Here is an 18,801-nt window from a genome sequence, read left to right on the forward strand (position 1 = left end):
GCGGGGCCCCACCCCCCCCCCCCCCCCCCCCGCCGCGGGGCGCCCGGCCCCGGGGGGGGGGGGGGGGGGGTCCCCGCCCCCCGGCGCGGGCGAGCGGCTGCCGCCGGGCACGAAAGTGCCCGTCGCGGGGGTGCCGCTGCCGCGCGTGGCCGGCACCGGACGGGTACGGGAAGCCCCGCCCGTGCGCAGCGCCAGCGTGCGCGGTCCGTCGGCCGGGCGGGCCGCTGCGGCCACGGTGCGCGGACCGCCCACAGGACGGTTGCGCCCCGGGGGCGGCGGGGGGGCCGAGCCGGGGGGGGGCGGGGGGGGGGGCGCGACGGACGCGCGTCCCGCACCCGCGGCACCGGGACGCGTCGCACCGCTGACCGCCGTACGCCCCGCACCCCCGAGCCGCGCGTGCGCCCCGTACACCGGAACCTTGAGAAGAGCCCAGAGGCCGCCGACCACCGCGAGGAGCAAGGGAGTTGCCGCGCTCGGGCCCGCCGCGCCCCGGTGCAGCAGGAACGCCGTCAGCGTGCCCGCGAACGCCACCGCGCCGAGCACCACCGCGGCCCCCGGCACCGTGAACCCGACCCGGCGCAGCCGGTGGGCGGTGTGGTCGGTGCCGCCGAGCAGCAGCGGACGGCCCGCGCGGCGGCGCGAGACGACGACCAGGGCGGTGTCGGCCGTGACCACCACGGTGAGGGTCAGCAGTCCCGCCGCGGTGGGCAGCGCCTCGTGCCCGGTGTGCACCGCGACCGCGGCCGAGGCGAGCAGGAAGCCCGTGAACAGCGAGCCGCAGTCGCCGAGGAAGATCTTGGCCGGATGCCAGTTGTGGCCGAGGAAGCCGCCGAGCGCCGCGGCCAGGACCGTCAGGACGAGGGCCAGGTCGGCCCGTCCTTCGGCCGCCGCGCACAGCGCGAGGCCGAGCGCGGTGACCGCGCCCACCGTGCCCATCGCCCCGTCGGAGTTGTCGAGCAGGTTGAAGGCGTTGGTGACGAAGACGATCCACACCACGGCGCAGAGCCCCGCCAGGAACGTCAACCCGCTGTCGTAGACGACGAAGAGCGCGGCCGCGCCCTCCACCACCAGGCGGATCCGTGCGCCGAGCGGCCGCATGTCGTCGAGGAGACCGAGCAGGGCGACGGCCGAGGCGGCCCACAGGAGCCGTTCCGTGCCGGGGCCGAGCGGGGCGTACCCCGTGCAGCTCACCACGAGCGTGCCCGCGGCCACCGCGACACCACCGAGGTGGGGCGTCGGCCGGCTGTGCGCCTTGCGGGCGCCGGGCCGGTCCAACCGGCCGGTGCGCAGCGCGAGGACGCGGACGAATCGGGTGAGCAGTGCGGTCAGGAGCACGGCGGCGACGGCCGCCACGAGGGTGTAGAGCATGGAGTTCAGTCCTGTCAGGCCCTCGGCGCGGAGGCGAGGTCCGAGGGGGCCGGGCGCGGGACACCCGGGGTGTCGGTCTTGTGGCGGCGCATCTCGGCGATCGTCGTGTCGAGGATCTCGTCGAGTCCGAACCGGGGTGCCCAGCCGGTGAGTTCGCGCAGCCGGGTGGTGTCGGGGACGCGGCGTTCCATGTCCTCGAACCCGCTCGCGTAGACCTGCTCGTACGGGATGAGCGTGATGGGTGAGGGGCTCTGCGTGCGGGCGACGACCCGGGCGGCGAGTTCGGCGATGGAGGTCTCCTCGCCGGTGCCGACGTTGAAGACGGAGCCGACGGCGCCCGGGTGGTCGAGGAGCTTCAGGAGCGCGTCGACCACGTCGGCGACATGGGCGAAGCAGCGGCGCTGTCGGCCGTCGCCGTGCACGGTGAGGGGTTCGCCGGCCAGGGCCTGGCGTACCAGGCGCGGGATGACCATGCCGTACGCGGGAGACTGGCGCGGGCCGACGGTGTTGAAGAGCCGTGCGACCGCGACGGGCAGGCCGTACTCGTGGTGATGGGCGAGCGCGAGGATCTCGTCCACGGCCTTCGCGGTGGAGTACGACCAGCGCGCGACGCCGGTCTGGCCGAGGATGCGGTCCGCGGTCTCGGCGACCGGGCCCGCGCCGTTCTTGCCGTAGATCTCCGAGGTGGAGGCGAGCAGCAGGGGACGGTGGTGGCGGTGGGCAGCGGCGATCACGTTCTCGGTGCCGCGGATGTTGGTGACGAAGGACTTCAGCGGCTGCTCGACGATCAGCCGCACCCCGACGGCGGCCGCGAGGTGGATCACGGCGTCGCAGCGGCCGGTCAGATCGGCGACGAGTTCGGGCTGCAGGATCGAGCCGCGCACGAAGCGCAGCCCCGGATGGTCCATGACCGCGGCGAGATTGGCCAGATCCCCGGTCGAGAGGTCGTCGAGCACGACCACACGGTCGCCGCGGGCGAGCAGGGCCTCGGTGAGATGCGACCCGATGAAACCGGCACCGCCGGTCACCAGGTACGTCGTGGAGTCGCTGGCCATGAATCCGCCCGTTCTGTTGCGGTATCGGGGTGATGCAGCACGCACGCACCGGGTTCGAGCGCTCCATAAGCTAGTTCGCTATGTCCCAATATGTGGTGAATAACACGATCCGCTTCATCACATCTGACCGAAACACCTGGTCGATATCGATCAGATTCAGTCGAATTGAGGGCAGCTCATGCAGCAGCGCATGGCCGTATCGGAAACCCCGTCGTCCGAGCGCGTCGTGGTCATCGGCCTCGGCTACGTCGGCCTGCCGCTCGCTCTGCGCGCTGCGGAGACCGGTCTGCGGGTCGTCGGCATCGACACGGACCGGCAGCGGATCAAGCAGCTGGCCATGGGCGATTCCTACGTGGAGGACATCGATTCCGCGCGGCTGCTCGCCGCGCTCGACGAAGACCTGCTCCAGGTCACCGCCGACCCGGACGCGGCCGAGGGCTTCGACGTCTGTGTGATCACCGTGCCGACCCCGCTGCTCGACGGCGCCCCCGACCTCTCGTACATCGAGAGCGCGGCCCGTGCGATCGCCCCGCATATCCGCACCGGTTCGACCGTCGTCCTGGAGTCGACCAGCTACCCCGGCACCACCGAGGACGTGCTCGCTCCGCTGCTCGAAGCCGGCAGCGGTCTGCGCCCCGGCCGCGACTTCCACCTCGGCTACAGCCCCGAGCGGATCGACCCGGGCAACTCCCGCTGGCGGCTCGAGAACACGCCCAAGGTCGTCTCGGGCGTCGACGAGGACTCCCTCGAGGCCGTCGAGGCCTTCTACGACCGGATCGTGACGCGCACGGTCCCGGTCACCTCGACCCGCACCGCCGAGCTGACCAAGCTCCTGGAGAACACCTTCCGGCAGGTCAACATCGCCCTGGTCAACGAACTGGCCCTGTGCGCACGGCCGCTCGGCGTGGACATCTGGGAGGCGGTGGACGCGGCGGCCACCAAGCCCTTCGGCTTCATGCCCTTCTATCCGGGGCCCGGCGTGGGCGGGCACTGCCTGCCGGTCGACCCCTCGTATCTGTCCTGGCAGGTGCGGCAGCAGCTGCAGCACGACGTCCGGTTCGTCTCGCTCGCCCAGGAGATCAACGACGGGATGCCGGAGCAGGTCGTCCGCCGCGTCGAGACCGGTCTGGGCCGCCCGCTCACGGGCGCGCGGGTCCTGCTGCTCGGGCTCGCGTACAAGAAGAACACCGGAGACGTACGCGAATCCCCCGCCGTCGACATCGCCGAACTGCTCCTGGCCCGCGGCGCCCGCGTCCGCGCCGTCGAGCCCTACGCCGACCCGTTCCGGCTGCCGTCCGAAGTGCTGTGCGTGGAACTCACCGCGCCGGAGCTGCGCGAGGCGGACGCCGTGATCATCGCCACCGATCACGACTGCTTCGACTACGGGCTGGTGACGCGCGAGTCCGGTTACGTCTTCGACACCCGCAACCGGTGCGCCGGCGCGCAGAGCGTCGAGCGGTTGTAGCGGGCCCCGCGGCCCAACCAAGGCAGACCTCAGCGACACAGATCACCGTGAGCCTGGCTACATTGCACCATCGGAAGTGGGTAGGCTCAGACGAGCCGGGTAAGTTACCGCTTAGTAATCTTCACTGAAGCCCCCGCCTCGCAGGCCCGAGGAGCCCTCATGCAACTCGCCGCGATCATCGTGTCGTTGGTTCTGACCGTGATCGGCGTCGCGCTCATCGCACGCGCCATCGGCCAGTTCGTCCGCTATTTCAAGCTGGGCCAGCCGCTGCCGGCGGGCACCCGCAAGGACAACCCGTATCAGCGCAGTGTGACGCTGGTACGGGAGTTCCTCGGGCATACGCGGATGAACCGCTGGGGCATCGTCGGGTTCGCCCACTGGTTCGTGGCGATCGGCTTCCTGACGCTGCCGCCGACCCTGGTGCAGGCGTTCGGCCAGCTCTTCAAGGCCGACTGGATGCTGCCGGTCATCGGTGAGTGGCTGCCGTTCGAGATGTACACCGAGTTCATCGGCGCGATGACGATCATCGGTATCGCGATCCTCATCACGATCCGGGTGTTCAGCCTGCCGACGCGGCCCGGCCGCAAGTCCCGCTTCCAGGGCTCGAAGGCCGGCCAGGCGTACTTCGTCGAGGCCGTCATCCTCACCATCGGTCTCGCGATCTACGTGCTGCGCGGACTCGAGGGCGCGCTGCACCACGTGGAGGGCTACGAGGCCGGGTACTTCGCCTCGTATCCGCTCGTGCTCGCCTTCAAGGGCCTGAGCCTCGGGGTGCTGCAGAACCTGGTCTACCTGGTCGCGATGATCAAGATCTCGGTCTCCTTCATCTGGATGATCGTGGTCTCCCTCAACACCAACATGGGTGTGGCCTGGCACCGCTTCCTCGCCTTCCCCAACATCTGGTTCAAGCGCAACGCGACCGGTGAGGTGGCGCTCGGCGCGCTGCAGCCGATGACGTCGGGCGGCAAGGCGATCGACTTCACCGACCCCGGTGACGACGACGTCTTCGGCGTCAGCCAGGTCGAGCAGTTCAGCTGGAAGGGTCTGCTCGACTTCTCCACCTGCACCGAGTGCGGCCGCTGCCAGTCGCAGTGCCCGGCCTGGAACACGGGCAAGCCGCTCTCGCCCAAGCTCCTGATCATGTCGCTGCGCGACCACGCGCACGCCAAGGCGCCGTACCTGCTCGCCGGTGGCGGCAAGGACATGGAGGGCTCCGAGAAGGCTTCCGCGGAGCAGCTCGCGGATGTCCCCGCCACGGCTCTCGCCGAGGCCGAGCGCCCGCTGATCGGCACGCTCGAAGAGAACGGCGTCATCGACCCCGACGTCCTGTGGTCCTGCACCACCTGCGGCGCCTGTGTCGAGCAGTGCCCGGTGGACATCGAGCACGTCGACCACATCGTCGACATGCGCCGCTACCAGGTGATGATCGAGTCCGCGTTCCCGTCCGAGGCGGGCACGATGCTCAAGAACCTGGAGAAGAAGGGCAACCCCTGGGGTCTGGCCAAGAAGCAGCGCCTCGAGTGGCTCAAGGAAGTCGAGTTCGAGGTGCCGGTCGTCGGCAAGGACATCGAGGACCTGACCGAGGTCGAGTACCTGTACTGGGTCGGCTGCGCGGGCGCCCTCGAGGACCGCGCCAAGAAGACCACCAAGGCCTTCGCCGAACTCCTGCACATGGCGGGCGTCAAGTTCGCGATCATGGGCGGCGACGAGAAGTGCACCGGTGACTCCGCCCGCCGTCTCGGCAACGAGCCCCTGTTCCAGGAGCTCGGCATGGAGAACGTCATGTCCCTCAACGCCGCCTTCGGCGAGGAGATGGACGAGGACGGCAAGGTCACTCCCGAGTCGGCGAAGCCCAAGTCCGCGAAGAAGATCGTCGCCACCTGCCCGCACTGCCTCAACACGCTCGGCAACGAGTACCCGCAGCTCGGCGGCGACTACGAGGTCATCCACCACACGCAGCTGCTGCAGCACCTCATCGACGAGGGCAAGCTGATCCCGGTCACGCCCGTCGAGGGTCTGATCACCTACCACGACCCGTGCTACCTGGGCCGGCACAACAAGATCTACACGCCCCCGCGCGAGATCATGTCCGCCGTCCCCGGCCTGCGTCAGCAGGAGATGCACCGCCACAAGGAGCGCGGCTTCTGCTGCGGCGCCGGCGGTGCGCGGATGTGGATGGAGGAGCGGATCGGCAAGCGCATCAACACCGAGCGGGTGGACGAGGCGCTGTCCGTCAACCCGGACATCGTGTCGACCGCCTGCCCGTTCTGCCTCGTGATGCTCACGGACTCCGTGAACGGCAAGAAGAACGATGGGCAGGCGAAGGAATCGCTCCAGGTCGTGGACGTGGCCCAGCTGCTGCTCGACTCGGTCAAGACCCCGGTGGACCCGGCCGGTTCGCAGGAGACCGAGGACGCTCCGGAGCCGGAGCCGGTGAAGTAACGGCTCGTCCGGCCGAGTTGCCCGTACGTACAGCAAGTTGCTCGTACGGAAGAAACAACCGAAGAGATAACTGAGTCGTACGGAAGAAATGACTGAGGGGCCGCCCCGTGCCGGCCCCTCAGTCAGTTTGTGGGATGCCCCCTGGACTCCGTCGGCATCAGCTCGCGCGACGCCGCAGCACGGCAAAGCCCAGCCCGGCCGCCCCTGCCGCGGCGATGCCGCCGCCGGCGGCGACGAGGGGGGCGCTGACCGGGCGGGAGGGCTGCTGCTCCTGCGCACCGGCGCGGACGCCGCCGAGCGGTGTGGTGACCTGGCTCTTGTACGAGGAGGCGCGGGCGCCGCCGGAACGGTCGGCCGAGCGCTTGCCGGTCGAGTTCTTGTCGGCCGAGTGCTTCTCGAGGAGCCGGCCGCGCATGTCGTACACCCAGCTGCAGCCGCCGCGGCCGTCCTTCACGACGAACTTGGATCCGCCCCATGCGCGCCCGTCGCGTACGAGCTGGTACGTCCAGCCGTCATTGACGGTGCTCGGGCTGCGGGGGTCGACCGAGCCGAGGAAGCCGCCGTTCGGCATCGCGATATCGACCCGGAGGCCGTCCGCGCCGCCGTGGACGAACCTGGCGGTGCGGCCGTCGGGCATGGTGATGCGGGTGCCGTCGGGCACGGTGCCGTCGGACTCCTGCGCGGACCCGGAAGCCGCGGACCCGGAAGCCGCGTACGCGGTCCCGGCCGGCAGCGCGAGCGCGGCGACGGCACCGGCCGGCACGGCCAGCGCGGCGACTGCTCCGGTGCTGACGGCGGCGGCGCGGATGGCGCGGCGGGTGACTCGCATGACGTCCTCGTGGATCTCGTACGGCGGTCGCGGCCCGTGCGGCGCGACCTCTTCGAAGGTACGAGGGCGAGATCCGCGTAAGCCGTACGTAATGTAACGGACGTCCCGAAATTGGGCCTCAAGCATGTAAATCGGCCCGTATTCAACAAGTACGCTGCGGCCACCTCGCCCGCACAGACCCCGGCCCCGCCCGTCCCGCCCTTGCTCCCACAGAATCTCCACATCGCGTACAACCCTTCCCGTCGATCACGGGTCTTCTGATCACCGACCGCACGGCGGAGCCGCGGAGCACTTCCGGCGACCCCTGCGACCGGCCCGCACCCGGGCGTCCTCGCACGCCCGTCCCAGGCCGGCCGGCCCTCTTCGCTCCCCCGGGGAGAGGGCCGGCCCTCCATCGACCAGGAGCCCGCATGCGCCGTCGCGCCCTGTTGCTCACCGCTGCCCTCACGGGTGGCCTGCTGTCCCTCACGTCCCCGGCCTCCGCCGCCCCCTCCGGGCTGCAGGGCGACTTCAACGGCGACGGATACCGCGACCTCGCCATCGGCGCCCCGCTCGCGAAGGTGGCCGGCAAGTCCAGGGCCGGCGCCGTCGCGATCGTGTACGGCACCAAGAGCGGCCTCGACAAGTCCAAGCGCACCCTGATCAGCCAGGACACCGCCGGCATCCCCGGAGTCCCGGAGTCCGGGGACTTCTTCGGCGACCGGATCACCGCGGGCGACCTGGACGGCGACGGTTACACGGACCTCGTCGTCGGCGTGCACGGCGAACGCATCGGCTCCACCGACGCCTCGGGCGTCCTGACCGTCCTGTGGGGCGGGGCGACCGGCGTGAAGGCCGGCACCGACATCGCGTCGCCGCTGCCCCGGTACCGCAACGAGCTGGGCTGGAGCGTCGCGACCGGCGACTTCGACGGCGACGGCAGGACCGACCTCGCGGCCGCGAACATCGCCCTGCCCGAGCTGAACATCTTCAAGGGCCCCATCTCCCGTACGGGCAAGGCCGCGGGCCTCACCGGCATCGACACGCTCGACGAGACCGGCATCAACACCGACCGGATCGTGGCGGGCAACGTGAACGGTGACGCGGCGACCGACCTCCTGGTCATGGGCCAGGCGGAGAGCGGCGACGCGTACACCACCCGCAGCGTGCTCTACAAGGGCTCCGCGAACGGCCTGGTCGAGGGACCCAAGGTGGCCGGCGGCTATGCGGGCGTGATCGCCGATGTGAACAAGGACGGCTACGGCGACATCGTCACCGGCAACTTCATGGAGAAGTCCAGCACCGAGCCGTACGGCGGTCTCGGCGGTGCGGTCACGGTGACATACGGAGCGGCGGGCGGCCTCAGCACGCGTACGCCGGTCCGCATCACCCAGGACACCTCCGGGGTGCCGGGCGCCGGCGAGCGGGGCGACGCCTTCGGCTGGAGCCTCGCCGCGGGTGACACCAACGGCGACGGCTACGCGGACATCGCGGTCGGCGTGGAGAGCGAGGCCCTCGGCTCCACCCGCGGGGCGGGTGCCGTGGTCGTCCTGCGCGGCTCCGCGTCGGGCCTGACCGGCAGCGGCGCCAAGACCTTCACACAGAACACGACGGGTGTGCCCGGCACGGCCGAGGCGGGCGACAACTTCGGCAGCGCGGTGCATCTCACCGACGCCGACCGCAACGGCCGCGCCGAACTCGTCACCGCCGCGCGCGGTGAGAACGCCGGGGCGGGCTCCATCTGGCTGTTCAAGTCGAGCGCGGCCGGCAGCACGGCGACCGGCGCGCAGACCTTCGGCAGCGTGAGCGTCGGCGGTCCCTCGGGGCTCGCGTACTTCGGCGACGTCCTCGCGAACTGACCCAGCTCCTCAGGGACGGTGGCCGGGACCGATGACGGGCGGTGGCCGGACGTCAATCCGGCCACCCCCTCAGGGACCCCCTAGGGGTTGTCACAGCTCAGCCGCAAAGGGACCGCATTGTGGCCGCCCCGGCCCCGGGCACAGCAGAACCAGGTACGTTCGATGACGTGGCTGGATTCAGGATCGGCCGCGGCAACCGGGGCAACCGTCCCCAGTCCCCGCGCCCGCAACACGACCCGCAGCAGCCGCCGTACGGACAGCAGCAGCCGTACGGCCGCCCCGCCGCGCCTCCGTACCCTCAGCAGCAGCAGTACCCCGGCGGGTACCCGCCGGGGCCCGGGCCGCAGCAATGGCCGCAGGCCGGCGGCCCCCCCGGGCCGGGGCACCGGGGGCACGGGGGGCCGGAGTACTTCGGCGACCCGTACCAGCAGCGGCAGGACCCGTACGCGGCGCACAACAACCCGGGTCACACCCAGGCTTTCTCCGTCGGCGAGGACCCGTACAGCCAGGGCGGTACCTACCGCGCCGGCGCGGCGCCCGCGCCGATCGGGCCGCGGCTGCACTGGAAGCAGCTGATCAGCGGGGTGATCCTGCGCCCGAACCAGACGTATCTGCAGATGCGCGACCACACCATGTGGGTCCCGGCCGTCCTGGTCACGTTCCTCTACGGACTGCTCGCCGTCTTCGGCTTCGACAGCGCCCGCGAGGACGCGATCAACGCGACGCTCGCGACCAGCGTCCCCATCGTCCTGACGACGGGTGTGGCGATCGTCCTCAGCGCCTTCGTACTCGGCGTCGTGACCCACAGCGTGGCCCGTCAACTCGGCGGCGACGGCGCCTGGCAGCCCACGGTCGGCCTCTCGATGCTGATCATGTCGCTCACGGACGCGCCCCGTCTGATCTTCGCGATGTTCCTCGGCGGTGACGCGCCACTGGTGCAGATCCTCGGCTGGGCCACCTGGATCGGCGCCGGGGTGCTGCTCACGACGATGGTCTCCAAGTCCCACGACCTGCCCTGGCCCCGCGCCCTGGGCGCGAGCGCGATCCAGCTGATCGCGATCCTCTCGATCATCAAACTCGGGACGTTCTAGGGCTTTTGGGCATACGGGCTCGTGGGACTGCGGGCTCTTGGGACTGCGGGCTCTTGGGCATACGGGCTCGTGGGCTCACGCAAAAGGGGCCGGCTGATTCGATCAGCCGGCCCCTTCGCGTAGACGCGCCCAGTGCTATGCCTCGAGCACCTGGCCGTCCCCCCCCACGACGGGCGGCTCCACGCTCCACGGGAAGTTGATCCACTCGTCCGTGCGCTTCCACACGTACTCGCACTTCACGAGCGAGTGCGACTTCTCGTAGATGACGGCGGAGCGGACCTCGGCGACCGTGTCGAGGCAGAAGTCGTGGACGAGCTTGAGGGTCTTGCCGGTGTCGGCGACGTCGTCCGCGATCAGGACCTTCTTGTTCGAGAAGTCGATCGCGTTCGGCACCGGGGCGAGCATCACCGGCATGTCGAGGGTCGTGCCCACGCCCGTGTAGAACTCCACGTTGACCAGGTGGATGTTCTTGCAGTCGAGGGCGTACGCCAGACCGCCCGCGACGAAGACGCCGCCGCGCGCGATGCTCAGGACGATGTCGGGGCGGTAGCCGTCGTCGGCGATGGTCTGCGCGAGCTCGCGCACCGCGTGGCCGAAGCCCTCGTAAGTCAGGTTCTCGCGTACGTCACTCATGCTGTTCTTCGAACCTGTTCTCAGACCTGGGTGCGGTGGAAGTTGAGGAAGGAGCGGGAGGCCGTCGGGCCGCGCTGCCCCTGGTAGCGGGAGCCGTAACGCTCGCTGCCGTACGGGAATTCGGCCGGCGAGGAGAGCCGGAACATGCACAGCTGGCCGATCTTCATGCCCGGCCAGAGCTTGATCGGCAGCGTCGCGAGGTTCGAGAGTTCGAGGGTCACATGGCCCGAGAAGCCGGGGTCGATGAAGCCGGCCGTGGAGTGCGTGACGAGCCCCAGGCGACCGAGCGAACTCTTGCCCTCCAGACGGCTGGCGAGATCGTCGGGCAGCGTGATGACCTCGTACGTGGAGGCCAGCACGAACTCGCCGGGGTGCAGGATGAACGGCTCGTCGCCCTCCGGCTCGACCGTCCGCGTCAGATCGGCCTGCTCGATGGCGGGGTCGATGTGGGGGTAGCGGTGGTTCTCGAACACCCGGAAGAAGCGGTCGAGGCGCACGTCGATGCTCGACGGCTGCACCATGGATTCGTCGTAGGGATCGATGCGTACCCGCCCGGCATCGATCTCGGCCCGGATGTCCTTGTCTGAGAGAAGCACGTCCCGAGGATACGCAGAGCGCGCGGGCCCGCCGAAATCCCGGCGGCACCCGCGCGCTGTTGCTCGGTGTCCGTGCCCAGTGCTGCTCGGGCTGTGTTCAGTGCTGCTTGGCCGCTTCCACCGGCACGGCGTGCCGGAGCCGGGCGCAGCGAGGACAGCGGATCAGCCGTCCAGGACCGAGACGATCGGCCTGCTGCATCGGAAACGAAACGGTGCTGAACACGTGCCCCTCGGCACAGCGGACGACGGTGCGCTCCATCAAGTCCTCGGGTCCCTTCCCCACGTCGTGACGGCGAAAGCTCACATTACGGGATGAAAGGGACGTCGCTCCAGGCGGCACTCCGCGCTCCAACGGTACGCCTCAACTCCGCTGCCCCGCACCCGGTTCCACCCTCCCGACCCCCGGGCGGGCGAACGCCGGCGGGCCGCCCCCGCTCCCCCCCCCCCGGCCCGCGGGGCGGCGGCCCCCCCCCCCCCCCCGCCCCCGGCCCGGGGGCCCGTCGATGGGGTATCGTGTGCGACGATGCGCTGGTCATCGGCCGCGTGTCATGCGGGTGTAGTTTAATGGTAGAACATCAGCTTCCCAAGCTGAGAGCGCGAGTTCGATTCTCGTCACCCGCTCCAAAGACAAGGCCCAGGTCATCGACCCGGGCCTTTTTGCTGTGCGGTTTTGCTCAGTCGTCGCGTGCCAGATCCGTGCCAAATGCTGGACCGATTTGATCTACATTCCGTAGGCCCGCGCCTGCTGTACTCCTTGCTCGCAGTAGCAAGGAGTCTCACGAGTGCTCTCCGGACCTGGTCCCCAGAGCGTGATCCACCCAGTGCCCTCACACGGGCACGGCATGGAGCAACCGCAAGGAACATCAGTTCCGGCCACCCCGGTGATCGATCCGTCGTCTATGGGGCGCTCACTCCCACCGCAGTCCATACACAGTGTCGGGCAGAATGGCCCCAAGCTGATTCGACAGGGCTTCGACTCCTTCGAATCGGTTGGGTCGCGCCCGCTAGCTCCGGGTGCGCCCCACATCAACTCTCTCTGGACATCCGCGCCTTCAGGTTTGCCCCCAACGAGCCACGGTCGCCCGCGAGATACTCGTCAGCTCGGCAATGCGCCGGTACGGCACGCCAGCCTCGACCGCACTGACGACTAGAGGGCGCAGAGCGGCGTCCAGGCGTTCCAACTCGGCTGCCAGGCGCGCCCGTTCCGCCCCAGGCTCCAAGAGACGTCGCACGGCCTCTGCGCGATCGTCCTCGGGGGGGACGTTGCGGGCACTTGTGGCCGCCCGCGGTTCCTTGCGGCGCACCTGCCTTGGCGCGGCCTTGCCTCGAGCCTTGCTTCGGCGACTGGACATGGCTTTAGAGTGCCGATCCGTCACATGAGACAGGCAGCTTCAGAGAAGACGCATATGCCAATCCAAGACGCTCGCATAAGCGCAGGTGAAGAGCCAAGCGGTCCATTGGCGGAAGTCTGGGCAGAGCCCAAGAGCCGCTAGCGCGGTAAGAGTTTCTCTACTTCATCAAGGCGTCCCGCACGGCGCGGCGCGCGCCGTACCGGGGCCGTCAGGGAGACCCGCTGTGGCTGGGGCGGTCGGCTCCACGGCTTTACGCAGGGCGTGAGCCTGCCCCTCTGCAACACTGGCGCTGAACCGCAAAGGCTGAGTTCCTGAGGGGGTGGGCCTATGGAAGCCATCATGCTGATCGCGGCAGGTGTGCTGTTCTCACTCGCGCTGGCCTGCGCGACGCTTGGCATCCACGGGCTTGTGATCGGCCGATTGCCCGGCCAGTGGTTGCAGCGGCACGTCAAGCAGCCGCGAGCGTGGGGAGCCGGTGCGTTGCTGCTGGTGGTTGGCTCGTTCTGGTCTGCGACCCTCGCCGTCATCGGAGTAGGGCTGCTCGCCATAGGGCACGTCAGAACGCCAGCATCATGACCTCGTACGGGCGCCCCGCGCAGACCGTGCCAGACCCGTGCCAGGTTGGGCGGGGAGCCAGGGGAAGCACCGGGGAGCCGAGTAGCGCGGATAGAGATCGTCAGCCCGCTTCGATGCAGGTCATCGAGCCAAGAACCCCTGGATCAGCTGAGCTTCCCGAGCTGAGAGCGCGAGTTCGATTCTCGTCACCCGCTCCACTTCGAACCCCCAGGTCATCGACCCGGGGGTTTTTCGTTTTCTGGACCACCTTCGAGCGTCTGCGCTCAGGCAGCTCGCCAACTCCAAGGCAGCCACTGGCCGGGTACTGCTCAGTTGCGTACGTCGAAATGGAGAGCACCACCGGCGACGTGCGCCTCGGGGACCCAGAGGCTCGCATCCTGGATGAGCCAGTCCGTCTGCAAGACCACCTTGCCCGCTGGGGCATGGTCATCAGCCTTCCGAACGTTGCCTTCGGGATGCAGCGACTCGTGTGGTTCCGGATGTCCGGGCAGGACCGGTTGTTGGGGACCTACTGAGGCTCGATGCTGCCAGGCTGGGGGAACATCGAGGGCTTCGTGAGCGGCGAGCCCTTCAGGCACGGAGTGCTCGCGACCACGTCCATCTGGCCGAAGCCCTTCAGGTACGAGACGGAGATGGTGAACTGCCCCAACTTGCCACGGGATACCTGTCGTTCATCCTCAATGCGCCAATCATCCATGGTCCAGCCCTGTTTCTGGAGGCTGGCTCGGACATTCGGGCCGACGTCGGGCGACCCCGATCGCAGGATCGACATTGTCACCGTGTGTCTCGCGGTGCCCGGGTCCTCACACTCAGGAAGAGACTCCGCTGCGGGATGCAGTCCGCCGATCGGGCTTGTCCCTGACTTCCGCGCGGCCTCCGCGGTCGCCTTGAGCAACAGCTCGTGGAGTCGCTCATCCGCTTGGTCGAGCGTGGTGGCCGAAGCCAATGACGGCGTGGTGGAGGAGGGGGAGCCATCGGAGTCTGAGCAGGCTGTGACCAAGGCAAGAATTCCAAGAGCGGCACACATGGATACTCGACTTCGGCGCACAGCTTCCCCCGGATGATCGCAAAGAGAGCTGATGCTATCTCCAGGGTCAGGCATAGTCACCGGGGGGCGGCGGCGGGTCAGGGCCCTATCGGCGCGGAACTGCCGAGTTCGTTCAGCTTCTTGGTCTGCTGCGCCGCCACTGTGCGCACGATCTTGATCTATGGGAGGCCTGGGAACCGAGACGCCGTACGGAGAGGTCTCCATCATGATCTGCAGAGGTATGCCGCCCGACACCGACTTGGGCGCTCTCCCAAGACATCGATGCCGCGTACGTGAGACTTGCCGAGCAAGCGCACCAGCACCACTGGTTCCCACAGCTGAGAGCGCGCGGTCGATTCTCGGCACCCGCTCCAGTAGAAACCCCCAGGTCTTGGCCCCGGGGGCTTTTTGTTGTCCGTGTCGCTTCAGTGGCGTGATCGTTCGGGGCCCTGGCCTCGCACCCGCGCGATGCGAGGAGGGCGCGGTGACAACCGCGTGGTCGCTTCAATGCGCTGGTGGAGGTCCGGCACGCCGGCGTGCGAAGGTCAGCTCCAGCCGGGCTCTTCAGTGGTCGAGGCGGCGGAGGCGGTCGGCGTGACGGTCCGGTCCGGCGTGGTGGGCTGGGCGGTGGCGGCCGTGGCGTTGCCGCCGAGGGAGAGCACGACGAGGGCGGCGGTGACGGCGGTCATGACAGCGGCGCGAAGCATGGGGTCCTCTTGGTGTGTGGTCTCGACAGTCCGAGTGGGCCGGGCACCTGGGGTGGCCCGGCACGACAGATCCTGCCGGGCCGACCGCCGGACAGACAGGGAAATCCACCGGCACGAAGGATCACGGCACAAGCATGCCAACGGCGGCCCCGCGAACGTCCGTCCCCCGGACAGGGATTGCACCGCCACCGGCCAATGATCAACACTGTGCGTCGGCATCGATGACGATGAGTGTCGATGCCGTCGTGCGACAGGGGGGAACCTGCCGCGTCGTAAGGGAAGTCGTAAGGGAAGAGGCCGCCGACGACGTCGGCCTTCGCCGTGCACCGCCGTGTTCCGCGGTGCCCGATCGAGGAGCCGTGCGCATGCTGACGTCGTTCGGACTCACGGAGCACACCGACCGTCTCTACCGGTTTGCTCTCGGCCGGCCCGGCTGTCCGGTGCAGCAGGCCGCGGCCGAGTTCGCTCTGCCGGAGGCGGAGCGGGACGAGGCGCTGGAGGAGCTGACCCGGCTGGGGCTGCTCGCGCCGTCCTGGCGGTCCGACGGCCGGCTGCACGTGGTGAGCCCGAAGGCCGCCATGGACACCCTGCTCGCCTTACAACAGGCCGAGATCGCCGAACAGAACCGTGCTCTGGCCCGCAGCCAGGCGGCGGCCGAGATGCTGCTCGCGCAGTACTCCGCACAGCACGGCGACGAGGAGGAACTGGCGGTCGAGCAGTTGCAGGGCGTGGACGCGGTCCGCGCCCGGATGTCGGACCTGGCCACCCGGATCCGTACCGAGTCCCTGGCGTTCATGCCCGGGGGCGCGCAGCCTCCCGCGGGTCTGCAGGCGAGCAAGGGGGCCAGCGCCGAACTGCTCGAACGGGGCGTCAAGATCCGCACGGTGTATCTGGACTCCATCCGCAACGCCCCCGGAACGCTGGAGCACGCCCAGTGGCTGACCCTGCGGGGCGCCGAGGTGCGCACGGTGCCCGCGCTGCCGATGCGGCTGTGGATCGCCGACCGGGAGCTGGCGATGGTGCCGATCGATCCCGCGGACAGTGCCGCGGGTGCGGTGCTGCTGCGGCAGCCGGGTGCGGTGGCGGCGTTCCTCGCGTTGTTCGAGGCGGTGTGGGCCACGGCGGTGCCGTTCGGTGAGGCTCCCCGCAAGAGCCTGGACGACCCTCACTCCCAGCCGCGTGAACTGCTGCGGCTGCTCGCCCAGGGGTACACCGACGAGGCCGCGGCCCGCCGGCTCGGCATCTCGCTGCGCAGCGAACGGCGTTTGATCTCCGAGCTCATGGAGAAACTGGATGCGCAGAGCCGTTTCCAGTTGGGGCAGCGGGCCGCGGAGCACGGATACATCTGAGAGGACGAGCATCCCGTGCAGGCCGGATCAATGCCCGTGCAGGCCGGATCAATGCCCGTACAGGTCGCCTCACGCCCGTGCAGGTCGCCTCATACCAGTGCAGGCTGTCTCATACCCGTGCAGACCGGTTCAATACCCGCGCCTTCGGCCCGAGTTGCCATGAGTCCGCCCTGAGTCACGCCGCGTTCACGGACGCTCGTGGAAATAGACCGGTACGGATTCGGGAAGCTTCGTTCCCGGCGGTACGAGGCGGTCGGTCTCGGCTGCGGACCATGGCGGGATCCCGGACTCCTCGTCCAGGGGAATGCCCAGGTGCCCGGCGAGGAACGCGGACCAGTCCGGCATCAGCGGGGCCGCCGCCACCGCGCAGGCGGCGAGGAGTTCGGCGTGCGCGACGAGTCGCGCCTCGTACGCGGCCCTGAGTTCCGTACCACCGAGGAGCCGCAGCTGCCGGAGGTCGGCGACCGCCCGGTCCACCGTGGTGGCCAGCGCCTCGGCGGCCTCCTGCGGGGAGAACGTCTCGGCTGCCAGCGCCTTTCGGGTACGCCGGACCAGCTCGCGCCGCTCGGCCGCCGGCGGCCCGTGCGGGGCGGCCTCGGGGACGACGCTCCCGAAATCCTCGGCGAGCAGGTCGAGGACGGTGTCGGTCCAGGCGTCCAGACCTTGGGCAAGGACGGTGGAGACCGTCTCCGCGTACTCCCGCTCGAAGGCGGCGCTCCGCTCCGGTACGGAGCCGGTGAGGCAGAGGTGGAAGCGGAGGGCGTCGGTGTCCGGTGGGGTGGTGGGGTCCGGGGTGGTGGGGTCCGGGGCGTTCGGTGAGCCGGCGGGCTCCGGGGTGTTCGCCGGGATGGTCTCGGTGGAGGGCGATGCGGGTGGCGGGGCGGTCTCGTCCACGATGACGTGCGGGCTCAACGCCCCTTGGAACAGCTGGTGTTCGGACAAGGTGAGGGTGTTGACCGGCGCCAGGGCAGGCCGCAGTACGGCGTGCAGGAAGGCGCGGCCCGTACCGGCGAAGTCGACGACCTGGGCGGGCCCGCCGGAGGCCCCCAACTCGCCTACGGCCTCCACGTATCCCGCGAGCTCACCGAACCAGTCGGCGAGGACCTGGCCCTCCCAGCCTGCCGCCGGCACCGGTATGCCCTGAGCGCCCTCGCAGCTCACCGGGACGGCGGGCAGCGTGCCGGTCGCCACTTCGGACAGATAGCGGCGGAGCGCGGGCGGACGCCGCTGTCCGGGGTGGGTCGCCAGGTGTGCGCGACGTTCCTCCAACGGCAGGACGAGCCTGCGCCGTCGGATCCGGGTGGGGACGGCTCCACACGCGGCACACCGTGGTGCGGTGAGTCCATTCGCGTCCTGCGGCCGTCCGCACGCGGGGCAGGACATGCCGTCGCAGCGCGCGGCGCAGGACCAGCAGCGGCCGCGTACCTCCGTCTCCTGCAGGAACCGGCTGCACGGTCCGCACCGGAAGACCGTCACCTCCCGCTCCTGCCACGCGCCGGACTCCGCAAGGAGGTGGAAGAGCCGCTGTACGCGCTCGGGACGTGGCACGGTGCCGTGTTCGGCATGACGTACCCGGTGGCCGCTGCGGCGCAGATGGCGTTCGAGCACGTCGGCGCCGAGCAGCGCGGAGGACTGCCCCGGGTGCGGTTCGGCGGCCGATACGGCCGGTCCGCTGGTGATGACGTACGACATGGCGTGCGTGCTCATGGCGGGATTCCTGGGTCCGGAGGAGGAGGGGAGGTGGAGAGGAGGGGAGGGGAGGCGGTGGAGAGGAGGGGAGGTGCGGGTCCGGGGGCGATCACCGCGCGGCGAGGGCGGCCGCTTCTCGGTGGGCGAGGGCAGCCTGTTCGGCCCTGGCGGCTGTCGTCGCCTGGCGGCCCGGGGGACGGCGGCGCGGGGTCTGGTGCCGGACCACCCGGCTCGCGGCGGGCGGGGGCGGGCCGTCCGGCGCCCCGGTGTCCCGGCGGAGCTCGCGGTGGTGCTCCTGGAGTGAACGGACGTCCACGTTCAGGTGGTTGAGTGCGTCGATGCCCTGGACGGCGGCGGCGAGTGCCTGGACCGTGGTGAGGCAGGGAACGTCGCGGGCGACGGCGGCGGTGCGGATCTCGTAGCCGTCAAGGCGGCCGCCGGTGCCGAACGGGGTGTTGACGATGAGGTCGACCTCACCGTCGTGGATCAGCTGGACGATGGTCTTCTCGCCATTGGGGCCCTCGCCCTCGCTGAGCTTGCGCACCACGGTGGCGTTGATGCCGTTGCGCTGGAGGACTTCGGCCGTGCCCGAGGTGGCGAGCAACTCGAAGCCGTGGACGATCAGTTCGCGTGCGGGAGAGATCATGGAGCGCTTGTCGCGGTTGGCGACGGAGATGAATGCCCGGCCCTTGGTCGGCAGCGGCCCATACGCGCCGGCCTGTGACTTGGCGTAGGCGGTGCCGAAGACCGAGTCGATGCCCATGACCTCGCCGGTGGAACGCAT

The 18,801-nt window shown here is 69.8% G+C and carries 14 protein-coding genes, 1 tRNA gene and 1 pseudogene; 7 read left to right on the plus strand and 9 right to left on the minus strand.

The annotated features are described in order from the left end of the window. Both JAO81_RS38885 and JAO81_RS38890 read right to left on the minus strand, forming a co-directional pair. Positions 1-1,368 (minus strand): MraY family glycosyltransferase (locus JAO81_RS38885; protein ID WP_199552725.1); only part of this gene is annotated, 1,368 nt, incomplete at its 3' end. 14 nt (positions 1,369-1,382) lie between these two features. Beyond that, entirely contained in the window at positions 1,383-2,423 is a 1,041-nt protein-coding gene (locus tag JAO81_RS38890) for an NAD(P)-dependent oxidoreductase (RefSeq protein WP_199552726.1), read from the minus strand. Between the two features lie 178 nt (positions 2,424-2,601). On the opposite strand from JAO81_RS38890, the gene JAO81_RS38895 reads away from it, so the two are divergent. After that, positions 2,602-3,888 carry a nucleotide sugar dehydrogenase gene (locus JAO81_RS38895; RefSeq protein WP_233416541.1) on the plus strand — a complete coding sequence of 429 codons (1,287 nt, stop codon included), beginning with the start codon at positions 2,602-2,604 and terminating at the stop codon, positions 3,886-3,888. 159 nt (positions 3,889-4,047) lie between these two features. Continuing rightward, positions 4,048-6,330: a (Fe-S)-binding protein gene (locus tag JAO81_RS38900; RefSeq protein WP_199552727.1), complete on the plus strand. Its 2,283-nt coding sequence runs from the start codon at positions 4,048-4,050 to the stop codon at positions 6,328-6,330. 157 nt (positions 6,331-6,487) lie between these two features. Here JAO81_RS38900 and JAO81_RS38905 read toward each other — a convergent pair whose 3' ends face one another. Then, entirely contained in the window at positions 6,488-7,159 is a 672-nt protein-coding gene (locus JAO81_RS38905) for a hypothetical protein (RefSeq protein ID WP_199552728.1), read from the minus strand. 410 nt (positions 7,160-7,569) lie between these two features. Here JAO81_RS38905 and JAO81_RS38910 point away from each other — a divergent pair, with 410 nt between their 5' ends. Continuing rightward, positions 7,570-8,997 carry an FG-GAP-like repeat-containing protein gene (locus tag JAO81_RS38910; protein ID WP_199552729.1) on the plus strand — a complete coding sequence of 476 codons (1,428 nt, stop codon included), beginning with the start codon at positions 7,570-7,572 and terminating at the stop codon, positions 8,995-8,997. 167 nt (positions 8,998-9,164) lie between these two features. Continuing rightward, complete coding sequence (locus JAO81_RS38915) at positions 9,165-10,088, plus strand: Yip1 family protein (protein ID WP_199552730.1); 924 nt, start codon at positions 9,165-9,167, stop codon at positions 10,086-10,088. 135 nt (positions 10,089-10,223) lie between these two features. On the opposite strand, the gene JAO81_RS38920 is transcribed toward JAO81_RS38915, so the two are convergent. Beyond that, positions 10,224-10,721, minus strand: a complete 498-nt coding sequence (locus JAO81_RS38920; RefSeq protein ID WP_199552731.1) for a phosphoribosyltransferase — start codon at positions 10,719-10,721, stop codon at positions 10,224-10,226. A gap of 20 nt (positions 10,722-10,741) precedes the next feature. Then, a complete protein-coding gene (gene dcd, locus JAO81_RS38925; protein ID WP_165331746.1) occupies positions 10,742-11,317 on the minus strand; it encodes a dCTP deaminase in 576 nt (191 codons plus the stop codon). A gap of 550 nt (positions 11,318-11,867) precedes the next feature. On the opposite strand from dcd, the gene JAO81_RS38930 reads away from it, so the two are divergent. Both JAO81_RS38930 and JAO81_RS38935 read left to right on the plus strand, forming a co-directional pair. Beyond that, positions 11,868-11,941: transfer RNA gene (locus tag JAO81_RS38930), tRNA-Gly, on the plus strand. Between the two features lie 1,055 nt (positions 11,942-12,996). Continuing rightward, complete coding sequence (locus tag JAO81_RS38935; RefSeq protein ID WP_199552732.1) at positions 12,997-13,245, plus strand: hypothetical protein; 249 nt, start codon at positions 12,997-12,999, stop codon at positions 13,243-13,245. Between the two features lie 508 nt (positions 13,246-13,753). Here JAO81_RS38935 and JAO81_RS38940 read toward each other — a convergent pair. Together JAO81_RS38940 and JAO81_RS38945 are read right to left on the minus strand one after the other, a co-directional pair. Then, positions 13,754-13,894 (minus strand): hypothetical protein, encoded by a 141-nt coding sequence (locus JAO81_RS38940; protein ID WP_199552733.1) that lies wholly within the window; start codon positions 13,892-13,894, stop codon positions 13,754-13,756. A gap of 923 nt (positions 13,895-14,817) precedes the next feature. Then, positions 14,818-14,979, minus strand: a complete 162-nt coding sequence (locus JAO81_RS38945) for a hypothetical protein (RefSeq protein ID WP_199552734.1) — start codon at positions 14,977-14,979, stop codon at positions 14,818-14,820. Between the two features lie 365 nt (positions 14,980-15,344). Between JAO81_RS38945 and JAO81_RS38950 the strand changes: the two genes are divergently transcribed. Continuing rightward, entirely contained in the window at positions 15,345-16,328 is a 984-nt protein-coding gene (locus JAO81_RS38950) for a helix-turn-helix transcriptional regulator (RefSeq protein ID WP_199552735.1), read from the plus strand. Positions 16,329-16,514: 186 nt separating this feature from the next. On the opposite strand, the gene JAO81_RS38955 is transcribed toward JAO81_RS38950, so the two are convergent. Beyond that, positions 16,515-18,035, minus strand: a complete 1,521-nt coding sequence (locus JAO81_RS38955) for a class I tRNA ligase family protein (RefSeq protein WP_199552736.1) — start codon at positions 18,033-18,035, stop codon at positions 16,515-16,517. 259 nt (positions 18,036-18,294) lie between these two features. After that, positions 18,295-18,801 (minus strand): annotated as a pseudogene (carB, locus tag JAO81_RS38960) (carbamoyl phosphate synthase large subunit); the annotation flags it as partial.

It is taken from the genome of Streptomyces sp. N35 (assembly GCF_016464295.1).
Classification (GTDB): domain Bacteria; phylum Actinomycetota; class Actinomycetes; order Streptomycetales; family Streptomycetaceae; genus Streptomyces.